The following is a 21,085-nucleotide window of genomic DNA, read 5'->3' as shown; positions in this document are numbered from 1 at the left end:
AGGGACGCCACGAACTGGGACCTGGAACGAGCGGTCATCGCCCACCAGTACGCCCACGCCCGCACGTTGCCGCCTCATCCGGTGCTCGCCGCAGCGAACCTCGTGGCGCTCACGGCCAGCCTCACCAGGACGCCGCAGCCGCGATGCGGCTGTCCGCACAGGCTTGCGACCGGCCTGCACGGTCGCGCTCACCGGCACCCGCCCACACCCCCAGAAGGCACCCTGCCCCGCCCGCACCCGGTCCTCCGGCCCCGACAGCGCGACCGGCACCCCACCGGTCAGCCAGCAGGCGAGCGCGCCGGGGGCACCACGGCTGCCCGAACCGACAGCACCTGTAGCCGACTTCAGCAGGAGTGAGCAAGATAGTGACCACCGACGAGCTGGTCGTGGCGTCGTGGAACGTGAAGGATAACGGCCGGGGCACCTCGACAGGAGCGAGGAAGGCGTCCAGCATCCTCGCCGACTTCAAGCCGCACATCGTGCTCCGGCAGGAGCTGACCGACGCAGCGAGAAACGGCGGCCGGGCACTGTACGCGGAAGCCGAGGAAATCGGCGGCCTGAGCGCGTTCATGGCGGAAACGAAGAAGGACCGGAGCAGCCACCCGCCGGGGATCATGTTCGACCCCCACCTCTTCACCACGGTGGCCCGCGCCGACCAGGACATGCCCTGGAAACCGATCTGCGGGGTCCAGGTCCGCCTGAAGGGATGCCCCAAGCCCATCACCCTCGCATCCGCCCACCTGACCCACTACAGCCACCCGCTACGCGACCTGGAGGCGGCCCGCCTGACCGTGTTCGCCGAGCGGGACCGTGCCGTGCTGATCGGTCTCGACGCGAACTCCTACCCCCACCGCGCCACCGACGAGACCACCGACCCCATCGACTGGGACGACGGCGTCGAAGACGCCACCCACATCCAGCACCGCACGGTCGAAATCGACGGCCGGCGTGTCCCACACACCACTCCCAGCCGGATTCTCACCGGCGGTACGAAGCCCGTGTTCACCGATCTCGGCCACCACGCGGCCACAAGGCTGGGACAGCCGGGAGCCCTCGCGTTCACCGCGAGTCTGACCCGCAAGGACCAGGGCCCGCCGCAGCGGATCGACTGGATCTTAGGCACGCACGACTGGGCGGACGCCCTGCTCGGCGTCGAGGTCGTCAACACCGGACTGGAGGCCCTGAGCGATCACGGCCTGGTTATCGCCCGCTTCGACCTGAAGGCCGTGCAAAAGATGCTCACCCCCACCGGATGACCCCACCCCAGCCAGACGGGGACCCACACCTCGCCCGCCCGCACATCTCAGGACTCATTCACTCAACCCCCATTCACCCGACAGGAAAGCCCTCCCGTGTCCCCCACCTCCCGCACTCCCCGCAGAAAACGCCTTGCCTGCTGTTCGTTCCTGCTGTTCAGCAGCCTGATACCACTGCTGCTCGGCACCCAGCTGGGGGCGTGGCAGTCCGGCCGCAGCACGGAGGCATCCGCACTCCGCTAACCCGTCCCTGTGTCCCTCATCCCGCTGTCCGAAAGATCCCATGCACCTGTCACCACACCGCTTGTCCCCGACCCGGCTGGTCGCTGACGCCTTCGCCCTGCTGGCGCTGGCGAGCGTGCCGACCCTCTTTACGGCCGTGCTCGGCACCGGCATTGATTTCGGCGGCGTCCAGTGGCCGCACGCCGTATTCCGCGCCTACGTCCTCACCTCGTTCGCCATCATCGTCCTTCAGCTGACATGGCTTGCCTGGCTGGTGAGCCGCAGGATCACCACCAGCGCCACCAGCGGCAGGACCCGAGCGCTGCTCCTGACCGCCTTATGCGCCGAGGGCACGCTTGCCCTCAGCGTCTACACGGTGGTGCCAGGGGGCTCCACTGCCGGGCTGCTGATCAGCAGCGTCCTGCTCGGCTGGCTGGCCTACGAAGTCTGCCGCCATCACGGCATCCCTCTCTCCGCCCCCTCCGGTGAGAAGGACCGCGCGACACGCTGGCGCACCGCCTACAAGCAGACCGAGCGGGTCTACCTGTGCATCCTGTACGGCGCAGGGGCCACCCAGGGGGCCGTCTGGCTGCTGAGCTGGCTCGGCCCCGATTGGCTGCCCGTGATGCGCACCAGCCAGATAGAGGCCCTCCGTGCCTCCGGCCGCTTGGAGCTGATCCTCGCTCTGCCGTGGACGATCGTCGTGGAAGGCGTGGTGATCGGCACCGTCGGCATCCTCCTGCACACCGCAGGCCGGCCGCCCTGGCAGATCTACACGGTCATCGCCGTACCCGAGATCCTCTTCCACAGCTACTTCGGGCTCCCGGCCATCATGATGATGGTGTACGCGGTGCTGTGCGCCCAGTTCTACATACGCCACCACCGCATCGGTCCCCTCCTCATGGGACACCTGATCGTCGACTTGATCGCCATCTCTCTCGCGGGCGAGTCCTGGGCCGTACGGCTCGTGGCCGGGGCCGGTCTCGGGGCCGCCTTTTTCGCAGCCGACCGCTGGCACGGCCACCCCAAGCGTCAACTCCGCGCGCCAGTCACGGGCGTCCGGTCCCGCACCACCGAAAGAACACCGTAAGAACTCACGTGCCTGCGACGGCCGGTCCTCTGATCTCCCACGCGGAGAGCCCTGCAGCAGCCTCCACCCAGCCCGGTCGGTGGGGTGGAGGCATGCCTGGCCACTGCGGATGTGAAGTGGAGCTGGAAGCGGGGATGGGCCAGCAGCAACTTCTTGATCGCCTCAGCTTTGTGGGTGGCGTACTTGTCGCAGATCAGGTGGATGTCCAGCCCGGCCGGGACCTTGACACTTCCCAGCGCCCCCGGCCAGATCTGCCGCTGCACTCGTGCCTGGGCCTCGACTTCTTCGAGCAGCGGCACCACAGCGGCGCGAACGCGCCACCGCCCTCACTGCTGTCAGCCCGGCCGCATTCAACCGTGTCTGGAGCGACCCCGGCCTTGCACCCACCTACGTCGAACTCCGCCGCCCCGAACGCTGGATCAACCGTCTCCAGGACCGCCACACAGCACCGAAGCCTCCGTCTGCGTCCACCGGAGCCCAGACAAACCACCGAGCCTCCCTCTCCCCCGGCCGTCCGTAGCAGCCCGGGCTACCCCACACCCTGCACACCTAAGGCGCCCGCGCTGCGGGCCACCGCCCGTCTAGGCCCCGCACGGCGGGCGCCGACGGTGGGCGGCGGCCTGCCAGACATTCGGGACTCGCATCCCCTGTCCCCCGTCGGGTGGCCGATGCCAACTGGTTCTCCTGGAGGGGGATCAGGTGGCGCGGGCGAGGTGAAGGAGTTCGGTCACGCCGTTGGTGCTCCGGAAGGGCTGGAAGCGGGGCATGAGGTCCTGGGCCAACTGCTCGCAGCGTGGGGCGCCGATCCTGCGGGCGACGAGAAGGGATTCCCTGGTGGCGGCGGCTGCGCGTTCCGGCTCGCCGCGTTCGAGGTCGGAGGCGGCTTGGTAGGTGAGGAATACGGCCCTTGTCTTCGCTCTGGTCTGGGGCAGAAGGTTCTGTCCTTCTTCGATGAGCTGGTGTGCGCGGTCTGTGTCGCCGAGTTGAAGGAGGGCTTGGCCGGTGTCGACCGCGAGGTCGGCTTCGCTGAGCCAGGTGCAGAATGCGGGCCGGGGCTGGGACACCGCCGTGTTGAGGAGGTGTTCTGCGGCGTTGAGTGCCCGGTGGGTCTCCCGTTTTTCTCCCTGGGCCGCGAGCGCGCGGGCGTAGCGGAGGTTGAGCAGGGCGCGGGCGGCGGGGTGTTCGGCGCGGTTGAGTGCGTGGCGCAGGAGGGCTGCGGCGGTGGTGTGGTCGTGGCGCCAGGCTGCCTGGTAGGCGAGGTCTCCGAGTGCGTTGGCTCCGAGGTCGCGGTCGCCGAGGGCGTGGGCGCTGTGGAGGCCGGCGACCCAGTAGATGGCGGCGTCGTGGTGGTGGCCGTGGTCGAACCGGTGCCAGCCCGCTGTCTGTGCCAGGGATCCGGCCAGGCGGTGGAGGCGGGCTCCGAGGTCTTGGGGGTAGCGGCCGTGGGTGATCAGGTCGGTCACTGTTCTGAGGTGGGCGTCGAGGAGCGCGTCTGTGTGCTGGCGCTGTTCGGTGACCAGGGAGGTGAGGCGTCGGGCGCCGTCTTCCAGGAGGGCGACGACGTCGTCTCCGACAGGTTTCCCGTCCCGGGCTTTGGCGATCAGCGCGGCGCCGGGGGCGGCGTGGGCCCATTCGGCGGCGAGCGCGAGGGTGGCGGCTACCGGGACGGTGGCAAGGAAGCGGCGTCGGTCCACGGTTCTCAGAGCCTCTCGCAGAGCGGGGACAGTACTTGCGGCGCCGAGGGGGACCACTGCCGCGGGGAGCCAGTCCGGCCACTCCTTCGCGGAGACCACGCCGGAGGGGATGCCCAGGACATCGGCGATGTACTGCTGGGTTTCGGCGTCGGGTGTGACGCCGTCGGTTTCCCATTTCCGCACGCGCTGTTTGTCCGTGCCCGAGCGCAGGCCCCGGCGCGCTGCGGCGGCGCGGATTCCGGCTGCGAGGTCGACCTGGGTCAGGCCCTGGGCCTTGCGGGCGAGAGCCAGCGGGTGACGGGGGGTCTCCACACGGTCATCTTCGCACCGCCTCCGGGCCCGCGTGGCGGTTCGGCCGAGCGGGACTACCGGCGGGACTACCGGCAACTCGTGGACGCAGCAGTCGAGTTGAACGCACACTCGATTTCCGTGAGCGGCCAGGGGGTCACCCGGCAGGCCGCTGGAGCGATGACCTGCCCGTACGTCCGGGCCGGAGCCGAGACACCGGCCCGGCGGCCCTCTGTGCGCAGCGAAGTCTTTGGTGTGCGGGCCACCGGCGTCACCCGACACAGCGAAGGAGACCTGGATGGCCCCGACAACCGGCCCGCAGGCCCTGCTCATCGCCGTCGGCCCTCATCGTTCCACCTCACTTTCCCGAGGATCCGTGGAGGACGCAGAGAGGAGTCCGTAGTGGACGCGGAGCGAAGTAGTTCAGCCGTGGTGTGGCTGGTCTGCCCGGCCAGTTCGCCGGGCCGGTTCGGCGCGGCACGGCGTTCGGGCGCCGATGTGGCGTTGCTGGACCTGGAGGACTCGGTTCCCGCCGCGCGTAAGGACGCCGCGCGTGGGGCAGTGGCCGACTGGCTCGCCCAGCCCTCGCAGGACAAGACCCGCCGGTGTGAGGGGGTGCGGGTGAACGGCTTGGGAACGTCGGCGGGGTTGAAGGATCTCGTGGCTCTGGCCGAGCGCGGGCTGCGGCCAGCAGTGGTGCTGGTCCCGAAGGCGGAGTCCGCACGGGATATCGAGATCGTCGCGGAGGTCACCGGTCTTGCCGAGGGCGGTGAGCGACGGGTGTGGGCGCTGATCGAGACGCCTCGCGGCGTCAGGAATCTGGACGCGATCCTCGCCTCTCCGGTGCTGGCGGGGGTGGCGTTCGGTGCCGCCGACTACGCCGCCGCCAGCGGCATCGCCCTGAGCCCGCGGGCGCTGTGGCATCCGCGGGCCGCGGTGACGGCCGGGGCATCGGCTGCGGGCCTGCCCGCGCTGGACTCCCCCGGCTTCGACCTGTCAGGCGGCGAGGAGTTGCGGCGCGAGGCACAGGAGGCCGCAGAACTCGGGTTCGCCGGCAAGGTCGCCGTCCACCCCCGGCAGATTCCCGTGATCCGGGAGGCGTTCCGCCCTTCCACCGAGGCGCTCGCGCACGCCCGGGACGTCGTGGCCGCAGCCGACGCCGCCGACGGGGAGATCACTGCCGTGGGCGGGCTGATGGTCGGGCCGCCGCTGGTGAGCGCGGCCCGCGCTCTGGCCCGGCGCGCGGCGTCCTATCCGTCGACCACTTGAGGAGAGTCGTGAACACGCTGATACCGCAGGGCTATCGCCAGGTCGGATCCGGGCGGTTTCGTGAGCTGGTGGGCCGGGGTCTGGCCGAGTTCACGGCGGGCGAGGTGATCGAGCACCGGCCGGCGCGGACGCTGACCGAGTCGGAGCATGTGCTGCTGCTGGCGCTCATGGGGAACCCGGCCCCCGTCCACTCGGACGTCACGTTCTGCGAGCGGACGGGCCGGGAGCGGGTGCTGGTGTGCGGGCTGGTGACGCTGACCGTGGTGCTGGGTATGACCGTGCGCTCCACGAGCGGTCTGACCAGCAGCAATCTCGCCCTGGACGAGGTGCGGTTCGAGCACCCGGTCCATGTCGGGGACACCCTGCGCGCGCAGAGCACCGTCGTCTCGGCCCGCCGCTCGGTGAGCCGTCCCGAGCACGGGGTGGTGACGTGCCGGATCGAGGGGTTCAACCAGGACGGCCGGCGGGTGCTCTCGTGCACCCGCGTCTTCTTCGTGCCCGCCGACGCCGACGCCGTCCGCGACCACACCGGCTACTGACCCGCTGAAGGAGCAGAATCCGATGGACGAGGTGAGGATCGTCGAGGCCGACGACGAGCTGTGGGGCCGATACGCCGTGCTGGCCGAGCGCGCCTACGGGCACCCGGTGCAGGACATCGCCCTCCTGGGTCCCCATGCGGACCGGCGGGTCGCTCTGCGCGGCGGCCAGGTGATCGCCGGCGGAATGGGTCTGCTGGTCCCGCAGTACTTCGGGGGCCGTCCGGTACCGGCGGTGAGCATGGCCTGCGGGTGCGTCGCCCCGGAGGAACGCGGCCGGCGCCTCGCCGCCCGGCTGGCCGCCGAGCGGCTGCGTGCGGTGCGCGAGCGGGGCGCGGTCGTGGCGAGCCTGTGGACCGCGTCCACCGGGTACGCCGCCCGCCTGGGCTGGGCCGCTCCGGCCCGGGTGTTCTCCTACACCGTGCCGACGGGCGCCCTCGCCGGCGCTTTCACCGGCGCGGGATTCGAGATCGCCCACGCGCCGAGCGCCGACGGGGTGCGGGACGAGTGGGCCGCGCGGTGGAACGGGCCGTGGCAGCGGCCCGCCTGGTGGGACGGCTGGCAGACCAGCCGGCACCCCGGCCTGGCCACCTACACCCTCGCCCGCCCCGGCCAGGCGGCACGGGCCGTGGTGTCCGTGACCGCCGGTCGCGGCCCGGGCGGGGAGCGGCAGCTGGTGGTGCAGGACATGTGGGCGGATGATCCGGCCGCGGCGGGCGCGGCGTTCGCGTTCCTGGGCCGTCATCACAGCCGCATCCCCACGGTCACCCTCGCGCGCACCGGGCTTCCCCCGGCACCGTTCCTCGACCGGCTCTCCCACGCCGCTGCGGTGACCGCACGGACCTGGCATCCGTGGATGCTGCGGATCCTGGACCTGAAGCGGGCCGTGCTGCTGCGGGGCTGGCCCGAGCACGTGGAGCTGGAGCTGCCCGTCGAGGTCGTCACCGAGCCGGGGGACGGCACCGACCGGTACACCCTGCGTGTCAGCTCCGGAACAGGCGTTCTGGAACCCACGATCCGCGAGGGACTCGTCACCCTGAGCCGGGGCCAGTTCGCCGTCTGGTACGCGGGCGGATACCGCAGCACGGCCGCGGCCCTCCTCGACGGCATCCGCGGCCACCCCGCGGCGGTGGCCCGGCTCCTGGCGGCGACCGGCGAGCGCGAACCGTGGCTGGCCGACTACTTCTGAGGCGCCGCGCCCGGCGGCATGGGTACATTCGATGGCATCGCCGCACCCACACGACCCTGACGACGGAGACGACGTTCCTGATGGCAGAAAGCATGCCCATGCCCGATGACCTGCGGCGATGGGTCACCGGCCGACTTCCCGGCATGAAAGGTGCGGTGGATGTGTCCTGGCCCCGGGGCAACTCCCGGGTCTGGCGGATCACCGCCGGCCAGGACACGGCCTTCGTGAAGCTGTCCCCCACCCCGGGGGACTGGGAACGCGAGCAGCGCGGCTACGCGTACGCGGCCGGATTCCTCCGCGAGCACGAGGCGCCCCGGCTGCTCGCCGTGGACGAGGGGCTGCGGGCCGTCCTGACCTCGCACCTGCCGGGGAGGATCGTGCGAGGTCTGGAGCTGGCAGCGGACGAGGAGCGGCGGATCCATGAGCTGGCCGGGCGTCTGCTGGGCCGCTGGCACGGCCATTCCGCCCCGGCTGGCGTGCAGGACCGGTCGGCGCTCTGCGCTGCGGCGGCCGGGCAGGCGGCGGAGGCCGCGGCCTGTCTGGAGAACACCGTCGGCCGGCTGGAGCGGGCGGAGCTGGCCCTGGTCCAGCGGGTCGTGCGGGAACTGCCGCTGCTCGCATCCGACCTGCCCCTCGTCTTCCAGCACGGGGACTATTCCACCCGTAACTGGATGTGGAACGCGGACGCGGGCACGCACGGGCTGATCGACTTCGAGCGGGCCGCCCCCGGCGCGGCCGTCGAGGAGTTCGTGTGGATGTGCGGCGCTCTGTGGGGGACGCGGCCTGATCTGAAGGAATCCTTCCTCACCGGCTACGGGCGGCCCCTGACCGCGGCCGAGGAACTCGCCCTGCCGCTGTTCACCGCCCGCCTCGGCGTCTCCTACCTGAGCACGGGACTCACCAAGGGCAGCCGCGAACTCGTCGACCGCGGCCACTTCGTCCTCGCCCACCTCTCCCGCAACCACACCTGACCCGCCCCGCCCGGCCTTCTGCTCCGGCCCGCTGCAACCCCGGCACCACCTCGCGCACCTCCCAGAGCGCGCGACGTGCCGCCCCCTGCCCTCGCCGTGCCTCTGCACGCCCTGAGCCCACCCCTGTCCACCTGGCTTCACCGCTTATGGAGTCGTCATGCCCGAAACCAGCACCACCTCCCCCGCCGCCGGGCCCGAGCAGCAGCAGGCCCTCGCTCCGGCGGATCACGGCGACGCACCGGCGCGGGTGCGCGCACCGCTCGCCTCCGTGCTGGACCTGATGGCCAGGGCGTGCCGGGCCGCATCCGTGCCCGCCGCCGCCGTGCAGGACGTCGCGGCGCACTTCCTGGAGGGCGAGCTGCGGGGGAAGCCCTCGCACGGCGTCGCCAAGTTCTGCTTCGAGTCCCGTCTGTTCTCCCTGCGCCAGGGCCCGCCCCGCATCGTGCGGCAGCACGGTGTCCTCGCGGTCGTCGACGCGCGCCGTGAGATCGGGCCCCTCAGCGCCGCCTACGCCGTCGACGTCGCCCTGGAACGGGCGCGGCAGCAGGGGGCCGGTGTGATCGGGGTGATCAACAGCCAGCGGTACGGGATTCTCGCGCCGTTCAGCGAGCGCATCGCCGAGGCCGGATGCATCGGCATCGTCGCGAACACCTCCCGCGCCGAGGCCGTGGCGCCGGGCGGGCGGACTCCCGTCCTGGGGGTCAACCCGCTGGCTTTCGCCGTTCCCACCGGCGGTGAGCCTCTGTCGGTCGACATGTCCACGACGCTCGCGCCGATGGGGACACTGTGGGAGGCCCGGCGCAGCGGCAGCCCTCTGCCGCCGGACTGCTTCGTGGACGGCCACGGGGGGTTCACCCAGGACGCGGACGCCGCGGCGGCAGCGGTGGTGTTCGGCGGACACCGCGGGTTCGCGGTGTCTCTGCTCGTGCAGATCCTGACCGGCGCCCTCTTTCAGTTCCCGATGGGGGCCGAGGTGGACTCCACCTGGCGCACCGGCTACACCTTCCTGGCATTCGACCCGTCCATGGGCGGCCTCGCGCCCGGCGGCGAGGAGAGCACCGCCCGGCTGGTCCGGGAGCTGCGGGCCGCGGCTGCCCGGGACGGCGGGGCGTGGCGGCTGCCCGGCGAGAGCGGGCGCGAGCGGGCCCGCCGTGCCCGCGCCACCGGAGTCATAAACCTGGATGCCGCCGTCCACAGCAGGCTCGCAGCCCGCGCCAACGGCGACTTCGCCACCGACTGACGCTCCGCTCCCCCATACCTGTCCATCCGCCCGCCTGTCCCGTCCTCTTCCTCTGGAGTGCTGGTATGAAGGTGCACTGGTTCCTGCCCACGATCAGCGACGGCCGCTCCCTGGTGACGGGCCTGCACGGCACACACGGCCCCGCCGGCGTCCCCGGCCTGCGAGCGGGATGCACGGCGGACCGCCACCGGGCGCCGACGATCGGCTACCTCGCGCAGGTCGCACGGGCGGCCGAAGCGGCCGGGTTCGACGCGGTCCTCACTCCGGCCGGGACGTGGTGCGAGGACGCGTGGCTGACCTGCGCGGCCCTGGCCCGCGAAACCGAGCGGCTGAAGTTCATGGTCGCGCTGCGCCCCGACGCGCTGGCGCCGACCCTGGCCGCGCAGATGGCGGCCACCTTCCAGCGCCAGTCCGGCGGCCGTCTCCTGCTGAACGTGGTCACCGGCGGCGACAAGGACGAACAGGCCCGCTTCGGTGACCACCTCGGCAAGGCGGAGCGCTACGCACGCACCGGCGAATGGCTCACCGTGCTGCGCGGTGCGTGGAGTGGGGAACCGTTCACGTTCCGGGGCGAGCACTACGACGTGCGCGCGGCGACGGTGGCGGCCCCGCCGGACCCCGCCCCCGCGGTCTGCTTCGGGGGCTCCTCCCATGAGGCGGGGATGATCGCGGCCCGGCACGCGGACACCTACCTCACCTGGGGCGAGCCACCCGGCCAGGTCGCCCGGAAGATCGGCTGGATCCGTGACCTCGCCCACCGGGAAGGACGGACGGTGCGGTTCGGGATCCGGTTCCACACGGTGGCCCGGGACACGACGGCGCAGGCATGGGAAGCGGCCGGACAGTTGATCGCCGGTGTCGGCCGGGACCAGGTGGAGCGCGTCCAGAGCCTGCTGGCGGCGAGTGAGTCGACAGGCCAGGCCCGCATGAGCGCACTGCTCCGGCGGTTCCGGGAATCGGGCCGGGCCGAGGACCTGGAGGTCCACCCGAACGTGTGGGCCGGGGTGGGGCTGCTGCGCGGCGGCGCCGCCACGGCCCTGGTCGGCACTCACACCGAGGTCGCCGACCGCATCGCCGAGTACGCGGGTATCGGGATCGACGAGGTGATCCTGTCCGGGTTCCCGCACCTGGAGGAGGCGTACACGGTCGGCGAAGGAGTCCTGCCCGAACTCTCACGGCGGGGCCTGCTCGGCACGGACCGCCGTGACCGGCCCACCGACCCGGCCTCACCCAACACACGCTGACAGACCACTGAGGGACGAGAGAGCTGACATGACGAACTTCCTGGTGATAGGCGTCGGCCCGCACGCCCGCCGCAGCCATCTGCCGGCGCTGGCCGCCGGACAGGCGGCGGGCCTGGTCGGCACCGTGTGCGGTGTCGACCTGGTGGGGGTGGCCGACGCGATCGTGCCCTACCAGGCCGACGACGGTCCCCGCTCCCTGCCCGTCACCCTCGTCGAACGCTTCGACGCGGACTGCCGCACCCTGCCCGAGCCGGTGCGCCGCACCCTGGACACGGTGGTGGAGCAGCGGCGTATCGGCGCCGTCGTGGTCTCGACCGAGCCCTCCCACCACCTGGTCTATGTGCGGTGGGCGCTGGAGCGGGGCCTGAGCGTGCTGCTGGACAAGCCGCTGAGCGTCCAGCCCGGCGTGTCCACCGACCCGGCGCGAGCGGGCGCCGTCCTGGACGACGCCGACGCCCTCCTGAACCTGTATGCGGCTGCCCGCGAGCGGTATCCGCGTCTGATGGTGAGCGTGCAGTGCCAGCGCCGCTACCATCCGGCGTTCACGCGGATGCGGCAGCTGATCGCCGAGGTCGCGCACGCCACGAACTGCCCGGTCACCTCCATCCAGTCCTTCCACAGCGACGGGCAGTGGCGGCTGCCGGACGAACTCGCCGACCTCTCCTACCACGGCTACGACCGCGGGTACGGCAAATGCGCGCACTCCGGCTACCACTTCTTCGACCTGGTGCCCTGGCTGGTGGAGGCCGGGGAGCGGCCGGGCAAAGAACTCGACTCGGTCAGCGTCCACGCCCGCATCACCCGGCCCGCCGACACCCTCGCCCAGCTCGGCGTCGCCGACCACGAACGGCTCCTGCCCGGCTTCGCCGCCCGCAACCCCTACACCCAGCAACAACTCGAAGCCGCTACCAGCACGTTCGGGGAGGTGGACGCGTTCCTTTCACTCGCCTTCACCAGCCACGGACGCACGATGACGCTCGGCAGCATCAACCTGGTCCACAACGGGTACTCCCGGCGCGCGCACCTCACCCCCGCGGGCAGCCTCTACACCGGCAACGGCCGGGTACGCCAGGAGACTCACATCATCCAGCAAGGTCCCTTCCAGGCCCTGCACTTCCACTCCTTCCAGGCCCTCGACCACACCAGCGCGGACGGACAGGGACACGTCGAGGTGCACGTCCTGCGCAACCACCGCGTCCGGCAAGGCTGGCAGCCCTACACCCGCCTCGACCACCAAGCCCTCACCACCAGTGCCGGCAGCTCAGGCATCACGGCCCCGACACAGCCATCCGCCCGGCGCCGCGCGGTCGAGGAGTTCCTTGACTACCTCGGCGGGCGCCTCGCCCGCGACCAGATGGCGTCCGAGCTGACCACCCACCGCCGGGCCGCCACCCTGATGGCCGGCTCGTACCTGTCCATGGCCCGGCAGTGGAACGGCTCCCCGCAGCCCGCCGTCCTGGACTTCCGTACCATCCCCGCCCCGGCACCCCGCCCGGCCGGAGCCCTGCGGTGACCGCGCCCGGCCGGCAACCGCCGTCCCTGCCCGCACTCCTGGGCCCCGCCCTCGGGGAGGTCCTCGGCGGATGCCGCCGCCACACCGGGCCCCTGCGCACCGTGCGGCGGCTGACCGGGGGCAACGTCGCCCACGTCTTCCGCCTCCGCGGCACTCACGCCAGCGTGATCGTCAAGATCCGGCGCGAGCGGTTCGCCCGGATCCCGCAGCTGCGCACCGAACCCGCCCTCATCGCGGACGAACACCGGGCACTCGGCGTGTACACGAACGCAGTTCCCGGTGTCTTCCCGACGGTTCTCGCGTTCCACCGCGATGCCCACGCCCTGGTCCTCACCGACGTCTTCCCCGGCGGGCGCAACTACCAGGAGCGCCTCAGCCGGCGGCCTGCCACCGTCGCGGAGATGACCCGCCTGGGCCGAACCCTGCGCACCGTCCACCACGCCACCCGGCACATCGGTACGCAGATACGGTCCCAGGGAGACACCTGGTTCAGGGAACACACCTTCGACTTCTGTCTCCGCGCGGCCGGGCACCCCGCCCTCGACCGGGCCTGCGAGCAGATGCCGGCCCAGAGGGGACAGCAACTCGTCCTCGGCGACCTCGCCCCCAAGAACCTCGCCCTCACCGCCCTCCACACCACACTGTGCGACCTCGACAACGTCCACCGCGGCTGGCCCCTGTTCGACCTCGCCTACTTCACCGCGCACCTCCTCATCCACCACCTCAACCGCCCCCGCCGCCTGCCCGGCCTCGTGCAGGCCCTCAACGCGGGCTACCTCGGCACCACCACCCTCACATGCACGGAGCAGCATCTGGCCGCCACCGTCACCGCCGGAGTGGTCCTCTACCGGCTGGCCAACCGCCTGGTGCCCTACCCGCTGAACCAGCCTCCGCGGTCAGTCGGCCGCTACCGCGCCCGAGTCCTCGGCCTGCTGGACGCCGGCACGTTCACCACTCACGACCTCGTTCAGGCCGCCCGCACAGCAAGGACGACCGTATGACCTCCCACACCGGCCGGCCACCCAGCCGCGCCGACCAAGCGGACCTCGCCGAACTGCGCGAACACGGCTACCGCGTCCACGACATCGAATCCCTCGCCCGCGACCAGGACGCCTTCGCCGTACGACTGCCCGAAACCAGGCGCGCGCTCGCCCCCGGACTGCACCTGGAGAGCCGGAGCGTCGACCTCGGCAACGGCTCCTTCACCAACACCCACACCCTCCAAGCGGACACCCGCCTCCTGCGCACCGAGGCGGTGTCCGCACCGGAAGGATTCCACCTGCGCAATCTGATCACCACGACCACCAGCGCGGGCGCGGTGGCGGCGGTCAGCGGATCGTTCTCCTTCATCTCCGACGACCCCCGCTACCGGCCCGCAGAGCCCTGCCTCGACCTCTGCATACGGGAGGGGAAGATCGTCAGCCTGCCCACCACCGCCAAACCCGCCCTCCTCATCCGCGACGGGCAGCCCCTCATCACCACCGTGGAAGCCACCGGCACCCTCACCCTGGCCGGGCGCCCCCACCACTGGGCCGGCTCCAAGACCCCCACCGCCGCGCACAGCGACCCGCTCACCGTGTACGGGGCCGCCAACTGCCATGTCCGCTACCGCGATCACCCCCGCACCGGCTTCCTCCGCAGCGTCGCCCCGGCCACGAACACAACCCCCCTCACCCCAGACGTCACCGATCTCACCCTCGTCCCGGATCCCGGCGGACACCACCGCGTCACCACCGTCCACCCCGGGGGCGGCGCAGACCTGTTCACCGGGAACATCGTTCTGCGAACCCACCGCAACCCAGCAGCAGGCGACGCTCTGGAGAGCAGGGCTCCCGTGCAGATCACCACCATCGGCGGCCACAGCACCCGGGGATTCTCCTCCGCACTCTCACTCGGACCGAGCGCGCAGGACGCCGCAGCCGGACGCACCCGTGCCTGGGACGACGGCTACCTGGGCACCTCCCCGTTCCTCGACACACGCCGCGCCCGCACCCTCATCGGTCACCGCGAACAGGACCTGGTGCTCCTGGTCCTCGACGGCACGCGGCACGCCACCCGGTTCCTGGGCGTCACCCCCCGCGAGACCGCCCGCATCTGCGAAACCTCCGGCCTCGACCCCGCGCGGATGTATCACCTCGACGGCGGCGCCTCATCCAAGATCGCCTACCTCAGCTCGGGCATCGCCCGCGTCGCCGGAAGCATGCACTATCTCGCCTGGCCCACCATCCCCGGCGGACCGTTCCGCTGGCAGGGCCTCGACGGACGTGTCCTGCGCAGCGCCGTCGTCCTCATCCCCCGCCAGATACAGGAGTACTCGTGACGAACGTCGTGCTCGTAGTAGTGGCCCACCCGGACGACGCCGAGATCGCCATGGGAATGCGCATCCGCGACCACGCCCGGCGCGGCGCCCACGTCCGCGTGCACTGCCTGACCACCGGATCACCCGGTCCGGCCCAGCAGGCCCCCCGCCGCAAGGAGTGCCTGGCCGCCGGCGCCGTCCTCGGGATCGCCGAGTACTCCTTCTCCGAGATTCCCGACACCCGGTTCACCGACCACCGCGGCCAGATCAACACGGACCTCTTCACCGTGTTCCGCGAGACCCGACCGGACACGGTCTACACCCACTTTCCCCAGGACCAGCACCTCGACCACAGTGTGACGGCAAACGAGGTCACCGCCGTCGCCCTGCGAGAAGCCGACAACCTGCGCTATTTCCGCTCCCCCTACAGCACCGGCTTCGAACCCACAGAGATCTTCGTCGGCACCCCGGAACTCCTCGACACCAAAGCCCAGGCACTCCGCTGCTTCACCTCCCAGCAGCAACTCGACATGGACCTCTACCGCCGGACGACCCAGATCGCCCACCGCCAGCACGTCCACCACCGCATCGTCGAGCGCTTCCCGCCCGGCTGGAACTGCGCCGAACTCTTCCGCACAGAACGGAACATCGTATTCGCAGACCAGACCACGCCCGAGGTCACCGACGCAGGCCCGCCGAGCGGCAGACCATCGAGCCCGGGTGCCAGGCAATCGAACCAACGACCATCCGGACACCAGACGTGCTGACGGGTTCCACCGCCGGAATCGGCGAGCCATCCGTAATAGCCCTCTGGCTCAGCTGGCCGCCCAACGCGCCGACTTATCTGCCGGCAGACACGTAGATGATCCGGTTGTCGCGGTGTGCCAGGAGGGCCTGTTCCCACGTGTGCATGAGATACGGCGGGACGAGGCCCTCGGACTCCTCTGTAGGGCTGTGGAATCGGTAGTCGCTGAGTTCACCCTTCTGCAGAGTGATCGCCCTGAGGTCGTCGGGTCCAAGGGTGCCGCCGTCGAAGACGTACAGGATCTGTGCCCCTGTGCCCGGGTTGTTGATCCAGGCGTGGACGAGGAGTTTGCCGATGGGCGGGGCGATGCCCAGCTCTTCGCGTACCTCGCGCACGGTCGCGTCGTACGGGGTTTCGCCGCGTTCGATGTCGATGTGCCCTCCGGGCAGGTTCCAGTAGTCCTTGTAGGTCGGGTTGACGATCAGGACCTCGCCCTGGGGGTTGAAGAGGAGGGCGGCGGCGGAGGCGGTGAGTCGGTTCATGTTCGGCTCTCTAGCGGGAGGGGGCGAAGGGCTGGGGGTCCGGCGTGGCGCCGAGGTGCGGGGCGGCCCGGCGGTAGGCGTGGGCGACGCGCTGCAGCTGGGCGACCTCGGAGGGGAAGTCGTCTCCTGGTGCCGTGGTGTAGGCGGCGGGTATTCCGGGCGGGGCGCCGGCCGCTGTGAGGGCGGTCTTCAGCCAGTACGCCTCGGTGACGGCGTCGAGCTGCCGGCCCGTGTGGCCTTCTGCTTCGGCAGCCCGGCGGGCTCGGTGGAGGAGGTCTGCGGGGGCCCGGCGGCGCAGTTCGTGGGTGGCGTCGCGGATCTCGGTGACGTATCGGCCGAGCCGGATCTGCGGGGTGTCGCCGCGTGAGCAGATGTCCCGCAGCGTGTTGAGGGGGGCGGCTGTGCGGTGTCCGTCCAGGAGCGTGCTGGGCGGGCGGAGGGCGATGCCGTCGACGGCCAGGACCAGGTCGCGCCAGAGATGGTGGAGGTGGAGGACGGCGCTGATGGTGCGGATCCGGGTGGTGAGGACGCGGGTGGCGGGGGTGATGGAGCCGAGCAGCCACAGCGCGCATCCGGCGTACAGGAGGGTGTCGGTGATCTGTTCCTGGAGGGTGCCCAGTTCCGCGAGGGGTGTGTAGAGGGTGAGGGAGACGACGTACAGGGTGCGCAGTGCGGCGTAGATGACGAGGATGCCCATGCCGGTGGCCATCATGGTCAGTCCCGCGCGCAGGGTGGTGCGGTGGGCGAGGCGGGCCGCGCGGCGCCACTGGTAGGCGCAGACTGCGGCGGCAGCTCCGACGTAGGCGTTGAAGGGGCCTAGGTAGAGGGCCAGTGCGGGTTCGTCGGCGTGGCGTCCGGCGAAGTACGGGCTGTCGGCGAAGGTCTTGGTGCGGTCCAGGGCCAGGAAGAACACGGCGACGAGGCACAGCACGGTGACGAGTGAGGCGCGGGCGGCTGTCCGCTGCACCAGCGTGGTGATCCTGATGTGGCGGGCGGTGGCGTCCTCGTCGCGGTAGACGTCGGTGACGTATTTCAGCATCAGGCAGATGCCGACGATGGTCAGGATGTGCTTGAGGAGGGTGGGCAGGTCGTTGACGCCGAGCGGGTCGATGAAGGACCGGCCGGAGTCGGTGCGCAGCCACCAGGCCACGTCGAGGGCGAGGAAGGCGCCGGACAGTGAGCGTCGTCGGTGCCGACCGCGCAGCATGGCCGGGAGGCGGGCTGCGGCCTGGAACAGCAGCAGGAATGCGATCAGCGAGATGAACAGGTCAGTGACGGGCACGGGGCTTCCGGGGGGTTGGGGTGCGGGGGTTGAGCCGGGTCAGGTCCTCGTCGAGGGTCCTGAGGGTGGCGTCCTCGATGTGGTCGATGGCGTACGCTTGGTGCTGGAGCAGCCCGGCGAGCATCTCGGCACGCCGTTCGACCGGGGAGTCGTAGCGGTGCCGGGCCATGACCTGGCCCTTGCCGGCGAGGCTTTCGAGGAAGTCGGGCGGAACGCCGGGCAGGAGCGCGGCGAGTTGCGCGGCATCGGTGTCGGCCGCGTCGTCGCACCACAGGTGGGCCAGTTCGTGCAGGATGATCTGCTGGCGGTGGAAGCCGGTCGCCCCCTGCACGTAGAAGATCATGTCGATCGGTGCGGCATCCAGGCGGAGCCAGAGGCCGAACACGTCGGTGGTGGCGAGCAGCCGGTCCGGGATCGGCACGAGATCGATGTGCCGGCCGCGCTCGGATTCGATGGCGGCGATCAGGCCGTCCAGGGTGAAGGGCGTGGGCAGCGGCATCTGCGCCAGCAGCCGCTCGCACTCCCGGCGCAGGGTGCGTCCGGAGACGGTCCCGTCGGCCGGTGGCGTGCGGTCGCCGGTAGCTGGACGCCGGTCCCGGCCGCGCAACGGCAGGCGTCGCATTTCGCTCCCCTCCACAGGATTTCCCGGACGCAGTGGCGACGGCGTGACCGTTCCCCAATTGCGCCCGGTGATCATCACCGAGTGCGGCTCGACGATCTTTTCCGGTCCCGCGAAACCGGTTCAGGAAAGGAATCGCTATCGCCGCGTCGGTGACTTTAGGGCGACTTCTTGAGACCCCGAGGGCCTGCCGTGTACGACGTTGCGGCGAATGGGAACTGGCAGTTCCCATTACACTGGTCAGGTCCATTCACAGCCTGCGCACAACGATCCCTGCCGGGTGCCAACTCTGCCGAAGCGGAGCAAGAATTGACCGTGTGAGTGATATTGCGCGGCCAGTCAGAGGCACGGCGGGAATGTGATGCGGGCCACAGTTCGAGCGTTAGCTGAAAGTTATGAAGCGTGCAGCCGTGGAAGCGCCGATCATCTCCCGCATTCTGCGGCAAGCCCGCGCACGCCGCGACACTTCAGACATCCCGGGATTCACGGCGGCTTTCGGCAGCAGACCGGCACCCGGGCTCACCCAGGAGGAGGCGGCGCAGCTGGCGGGTGTGAGCCGGCGCTGGTACAGCGCGCTGGAGTCCGGCAGGACGGCTGCCTACAGCGACACGTTCCTGCACGCGGTGCGTCGCACCCTGGGCCTCAGCCGCGAGGAGTGGCAGATCGTCTACCGTCTCACGCGGGGGCACGACCCGGCCGAAGCCCCCGTCAGCCCGCTGACCGTCCTGCTGCCGGACGCGATCCGCGAACTCGTCGAACGCAGCGACAACTGCCCCGCGTACCTCAGCGACCACCGGTGGGACATCCTGGTGCACAACGCCAGAATGAGTGAGATCTTCCCCTGGATGGGATACGGCCTCAATGTGATGGAGTGGGCGCTGACCTGGCCCGAGGCCAGGACGCAGCTGATCGGCTGGGAGGAGGAGTGGGCGCTGCCCATGATCGCCCAGCTCCGGCTGCACGCCGAGCAGTACCGGGATGACGGCCGTCTGCAGGAGGTCATCGGCACGGTCCGCGCCGACCCGACCGCCCGGCGGCTGTGGGACTCCCCCGACCTGCCGAGCGTGACCCACCCGTCGTCCACCCGTCCCCGCCGCCTCTATCTGCCGCGGCAGGGCGGGAAGGAATTCAGTGTCCGCCTCGTGGCCCTGATACCGATGGACTTCCCCTCCTGCCGTCTGATGTCCATCTTCCCGGCCTAGAGAGACCTCACCCGGCAATATTTTCCAGGCAGTTGGGCACATCCCATCGCATCTGCCGTGCGAGGCTGACCGATTGAAATGCGGCCCGGTCGCCGCTGCATCCGCACTGAAGCGCGTTCTCAACCCGAATGGACTCGAAGGGGAGAACGCATCGGCCGGCATGGTGAGCGGAATTACTGCCGGGCCGTCAGTTTTTGGGCAAAGAGATGATGAAAGGCGGACGCGTACGGCGCGTCTACTCGGTGGCGGTGGGATTGTGTGAGGCCCGCGCTTCCGCCTGAGCCCTGGACACTTCCCTGTTGATGAAACTCAGCAGCTCGTCGGAGAGCCCTTCCTCCCCGCCACCCCGGGCCGCGATGGCGGCGACCCTGTTCGTCAGCTCGATGGTCTCCGCGATCACCTGCTCGACATGGGAGTCGCCGGTGCTGAAGATCAGGGGCGTGGTACCAAGGGCATCCGCGAGTGCCCGGAGCACCTCGTCGGAGGCGTCCTCCACCCGCCCGGTGCGCAGGTCCGCGACGAGGTCCGCGGTCAGAACTGCGGGGCCGCCGGCTGCGTCAGCGCGTGCGGCGATGTCAGCGTCCGAGAGGGGTGCGGGCAGACGCTCCAGGAGATAGCCGATCTTGCCCGCGAGAGTGGCCGGCAGCACGGGGGCAGAGCCCGGGACGCCGGGACCCGCGGGCTGGTCCGGTTCGGGCACCTCATGCCCGAAGGAGCGCTCCTGTGCCCTGCGCAGCGCGGACACGCTCACTCCGTACGCTGCGGCCAGCACCGCCACGAGGGCGTCGTCGAGGCGGCGGACACCGCGCTCCGCCTCACCCACCGGCCCGACGCTGCGGGGAACGACGTCGCCGATCCGGTACTGGGCGTATCCCGCGTCGCAGCGCAGGTCCGCCAGGTCGGGCCCTCCCTCGCGCGGAAAGAGTTCGTCCAGCGGCCGGCCGAGCGCCTGGGCGATGACCGGCAGCTTCTCGCCGCCGGGGCGGGTCGCTCCCCGTTCCCAGCCGGCCACGGCCGTACGCAGGACCCCGACCCGCTCCGCCAGACCGGTCTGGGTGAGCCGGGCGATGACCCTCTCCGTACGGACACGACCGCCGTCAAAGTAGCGAACTGGCATACAACGGGCTCCAGGTGCAGGTCAGGGACTCAGCCGGTCACTTTAGCCCCTTGAACGATGGCCGGAAGTGCCATAGCGTCATTCTCGCTGGGCGGGGTGCTGGTCGCAACCTGCCCCGGCTGGCCCGTTCACTGTGCCCGTACGCGGGACCACGGACGGCGAAACATCACCTCCGCCGCGCCCAGCCCGCAAGGGCGACACCGGGTGGCGGCGCCCCCCACCGATTCCGGAGACCCCCATGAGCGCCACCCTCCTCACTCATATGCCCGCGGGCATCCTGCTGTGCGTACCGGGCCGCGCCCGCTTCGCGCGTGGCGGCCAACCGGGGCAGTCGTGTTTCTCCGAGCAGCAGTGATCTGCCTTGTGACCTGCGCCGTTGTGAAGTTTCAGAGGTGTACAGCGGTCTAGAGCCATGTATGGACTTCGGCCGGGGCGTGTGCCTAACTTGCTGGTCGCGCGCCCGGAACCGCCGGACGCGCGGACCACATGGTGAGGAGGCCCTGTTGGCCACGACGTCCCCATCGAGCAGTCCAGCCGGAAACGACGGCGGCGTCTGAGAGTTCGCACCTCTCAGACGCCGACCGTCCTGAATTTCACGTCTCGTGCCCCGGCAAGGGCCCGAGTCGCCCACTGCCCACCGGCCCCTTCCACAAGGACACCCGGTGCGGCAATACCTCAGAGGAGAGTCTGACATGCCGCCTGCCCTGCGCGAAAGGCCGGGATCCCCGGCCGGCGCGGCAGCCCGCCCCGTGACGCCCCCCGCAGGG

The 21,085-nt window shown here is 70.8% G+C and carries 19 protein-coding genes; 14 read left to right on the top strand and 5 right to left on the bottom strand.

From position 1 onward, the window contains the following. The first annotated feature begins 365 nt into the window (after nucleotides 1-365). From ACFRFC_RS06090 to ACFRFC_RS06080, 3 genes are all read left to right on the top strand, one after another. Nucleotides 366-1,256 carry an endonuclease/exonuclease/phosphatase family protein gene (locus ACFRFC_RS06090; protein WP_382692014.1) on the top strand — a complete coding sequence of 297 codons (891 nt, stop codon included), beginning with the start codon at nucleotides 366-368 and terminating at the stop codon, nucleotides 1,254-1,256. A 96-nt stretch (nucleotides 1,257-1,352) separates the two neighbouring features. Beyond that, on the top strand, nucleotides 1,353-1,499 hold the full coding sequence (locus tag ACFRFC_RS06085) for a hypothetical protein (RefSeq protein ID WP_382692015.1): 147 nt from the start codon (nucleotides 1,353-1,355) through the stop codon (nucleotides 1,497-1,499). A 40-nt stretch (nucleotides 1,500-1,539) separates the two neighbouring features. Beyond that, the gene (locus ACFRFC_RS06080; RefSeq protein WP_382692016.1) at nucleotides 1,540-2,568 is read left to right on the top strand and encodes a hypothetical protein; all 1,029 of its coding nucleotides are present in this window, start codon (nucleotides 1,540-1,542) and stop codon (nucleotides 2,566-2,568) included. 695 nt (nucleotides 2,569-3,263) lie between these two features. Here ACFRFC_RS06080 and ACFRFC_RS06075 read toward each other — a convergent pair. Next, nucleotides 3,264-4,574, bottom strand: a complete 1,311-nt coding sequence (locus tag ACFRFC_RS06075) for an XRE family transcriptional regulator (RefSeq protein WP_382692017.1) — start codon at nucleotides 4,572-4,574, stop codon at nucleotides 3,264-3,266. Between the two features lie 378 nt (nucleotides 4,575-4,952). Between ACFRFC_RS06075 and ACFRFC_RS06070 the strand changes: the two genes are divergently transcribed. The 10 genes from ACFRFC_RS06070 (at nucleotide 4,953) to ACFRFC_RS06025 (ending at nucleotide 15,578) form a co-directional block, all read left to right on the top strand. Next, nucleotides 4,953-5,819: an HpcH/HpaI aldolase/citrate lyase family protein gene (locus ACFRFC_RS06070; RefSeq protein WP_382692018.1), complete on the top strand. Its 867-nt coding sequence runs from the start codon at nucleotides 4,953-4,955 to the stop codon at nucleotides 5,817-5,819. An 8-nt stretch (nucleotides 5,820-5,827) separates the two neighbouring features. Beyond that, the gene (locus ACFRFC_RS06065; protein WP_382692019.1) at nucleotides 5,828-6,358 is read left to right on the top strand and encodes a MaoC family dehydratase; all 531 of its coding nucleotides are present in this window, start codon (nucleotides 5,828-5,830) and stop codon (nucleotides 6,356-6,358) included. 22 nt (nucleotides 6,359-6,380) lie between these two features. After that, nucleotides 6,381-7,544: an enhanced intracellular survival protein Eis gene (eis, locus tag ACFRFC_RS06060; RefSeq protein WP_382692020.1), complete on the top strand. Its 1,164-nt coding sequence runs from the start codon at nucleotides 6,381-6,383 to the stop codon at nucleotides 7,542-7,544. Between the two features lie 80 nt (nucleotides 7,545-7,624). Next, on the top strand, nucleotides 7,625-8,515 hold the full coding sequence (locus ACFRFC_RS06055; RefSeq protein WP_382692021.1) for an aminoglycoside phosphotransferase family protein: 891 nt from the start codon (nucleotides 7,625-7,627) through the stop codon (nucleotides 8,513-8,515). Nucleotides 8,516-8,672: 157 nt separating this feature from the next. Further along, the gene (locus ACFRFC_RS06050; protein WP_382692022.1) at nucleotides 8,673-9,755 is read left to right on the top strand and encodes an Ldh family oxidoreductase; all 1,083 of its coding nucleotides are present in this window, start codon (nucleotides 8,673-8,675) and stop codon (nucleotides 9,753-9,755) included. A gap of 65 nt (nucleotides 9,756-9,820) precedes the next feature. Further along, entirely contained in the window at nucleotides 9,821-10,999 is a 1,179-nt protein-coding gene (locus ACFRFC_RS06045; protein ID WP_382692023.1) for an LLM class flavin-dependent oxidoreductase, read from the top strand. A 28-nt stretch (nucleotides 11,000-11,027) separates the two neighbouring features. Then, the gene (locus ACFRFC_RS06040; RefSeq protein ID WP_382692024.1) at nucleotides 11,028-12,512 is read left to right on the top strand and encodes a Gfo/Idh/MocA family protein; all 1,485 of its coding nucleotides are present in this window, start codon (nucleotides 11,028-11,030) and stop codon (nucleotides 12,510-12,512) included. Beyond that, complete coding sequence (locus ACFRFC_RS06035; protein ID WP_382692025.1) at nucleotides 12,509-13,513, top strand: phosphotransferase family protein; 1,005 nt, start codon at nucleotides 12,509-12,511, stop codon at nucleotides 13,511-13,513. The genes ACFRFC_RS06040 and ACFRFC_RS06035 overlap by 4 nt, the downstream gene beginning before the upstream one ends. After that, nucleotides 13,510-14,832, top strand: coding sequence for a phosphodiester glycosidase family protein (locus ACFRFC_RS06030; RefSeq protein WP_382692026.1), 1,323 nt, complete (start codon nucleotides 13,510-13,512; stop codon nucleotides 14,830-14,832). The genes ACFRFC_RS06035 and ACFRFC_RS06030 overlap by 4 nt, the downstream gene beginning before the upstream one ends. Beyond that, a complete protein-coding gene (locus ACFRFC_RS06025; protein WP_382692027.1) occupies nucleotides 14,829-15,578 on the top strand; it encodes a PIG-L deacetylase family protein in 750 nt (249 codons plus the stop codon). The genes ACFRFC_RS06030 and ACFRFC_RS06025 overlap by 4 nt, the downstream gene beginning before the upstream one ends. Before the next feature lie 73 nt (nucleotides 15,579-15,651). Here the strand turns inward: ACFRFC_RS06025 and ACFRFC_RS06020 are convergent, their stop codons facing one another. The 3 genes from ACFRFC_RS06020 to ACFRFC_RS06010 are packed head-to-tail and all read right to left on the bottom strand — an operon-like array spanning nucleotide 15,652 to nucleotide 18,002. Continuing rightward, nucleotides 15,652-16,098 (bottom strand): NUDIX domain-containing protein, encoded by a 447-nt coding sequence (locus tag ACFRFC_RS06020; protein WP_382692028.1) that lies wholly within the window; start codon nucleotides 16,096-16,098, stop codon nucleotides 15,652-15,654. 10 nt (nucleotides 16,099-16,108) lie between these two features. Further along, entirely contained in the window at nucleotides 16,109-17,380 is a 1,272-nt protein-coding gene (locus tag ACFRFC_RS06015) for an MAB_1171c family putative transporter (protein ID WP_382692029.1), read from the bottom strand. Beyond that, entirely contained in the window at nucleotides 17,367-18,002 is a 636-nt protein-coding gene (locus tag ACFRFC_RS06010; protein ID WP_382692030.1) for a hypothetical protein, read from the bottom strand. The genes ACFRFC_RS06015 and ACFRFC_RS06010 overlap by 14 nt, the downstream gene beginning before the upstream one ends. Nucleotides 18,003-18,394: 392 nt before the next feature. Between ACFRFC_RS06010 and ACFRFC_RS06005 the strand changes: the two genes are divergently transcribed. Next, entirely contained in the window at nucleotides 18,395-19,201 is an 807-nt protein-coding gene (locus ACFRFC_RS06005; RefSeq protein WP_382692031.1) for a helix-turn-helix domain-containing protein, read from the top strand. Nucleotides 19,202-19,436: 235 nt separating this feature from the next. Here the strand turns inward: ACFRFC_RS06005 and ACFRFC_RS06000 are convergent, their stop codons facing one another. Further along, entirely contained in the window at nucleotides 19,437-20,318 is an 882-nt protein-coding gene (locus tag ACFRFC_RS06000; protein ID WP_382692032.1) for a helix-turn-helix transcriptional regulator, read from the bottom strand. Nucleotides 20,319-21,085 lie beyond the last annotated feature (767 nt).

Origin of the sequence: Streptomyces sp. NPDC056734 (assembly GCF_042790455.1) — a bacterium.
Lineage (GTDB): Bacteria > Actinomycetota > Actinomycetes > Streptomycetales > Streptomycetaceae > Streptomyces.
The sequence above is the reverse complement of the archived record's forward strand: the minus strand, read 5'-3'. Positions and strand labels throughout refer to the sequence as shown.

Excerpts from the sequence above, each read along its gene's own strand:
- ACFRFC_RS06080 (WP_382692016.1), top strand. The coding sequence starts at position 1,540 with ATGCACCTGTCACCACACCGCTTGTCCCCGACCCGGCTGGTCGCTGAC.
- eis (WP_382692020.1), top strand. The coding sequence starts at position 6,381 with ATGGACGAGGTGAGGATCGTCGAGGCCGACGACGAGCTGTGGGGCCGA.
- ACFRFC_RS06055 (WP_382692021.1), top strand. The coding sequence starts at position 7,625 with ATGGCAGAAAGCATGCCCATGCCCGATGACCTGCGGCGATGGGTCACC.
- ACFRFC_RS06050 (WP_382692022.1), top strand. The coding sequence starts at position 8,673 with ATGCCCGAAACCAGCACCACCTCCCCCGCCGCCGGGCCCGAGCAGCAG.
- ACFRFC_RS06045 (WP_382692023.1), top strand. The coding sequence starts at position 9,821 with ATGAAGGTGCACTGGTTCCTGCCCACGATCAGCGACGGCCGCTCCCTG.
- ACFRFC_RS06040 (WP_382692024.1), top strand. The coding sequence starts at position 11,028 with ATGACGAACTTCCTGGTGATAGGCGTCGGCCCGCACGCCCGCCGCAGC.
- ACFRFC_RS06030 (WP_382692026.1), top strand. The coding sequence starts at position 13,510 with ATGACCTCCCACACCGGCCGGCCACCCAGCCGCGCCGACCAAGCGGAC.
- ACFRFC_RS06020 (WP_382692028.1), bottom strand. The coding sequence starts at position 16,098 with ATGAACCGACTCACCGCCTCCGCCGCCGCCCTCCTCTTCAACCCCCAG.
- ACFRFC_RS06010 (WP_382692030.1), bottom strand. The coding sequence starts at position 18,002 with ATGCGACGCCTGCCGTTGCGCGGCCGGGACCGGCGTCCAGCTACCGGC.
- ACFRFC_RS06005 (WP_382692031.1), top strand. The coding sequence starts at position 18,395 with ATGAAGCGTGCAGCCGTGGAAGCGCCGATCATCTCCCGCATTCTGCGG.
- ACFRFC_RS06000 (WP_382692032.1), bottom strand. The coding sequence starts at position 20,318 with ATGCCAGTTCGCTACTTTGACGGCGGTCGTGTCCGTACGGAGAGGGTC.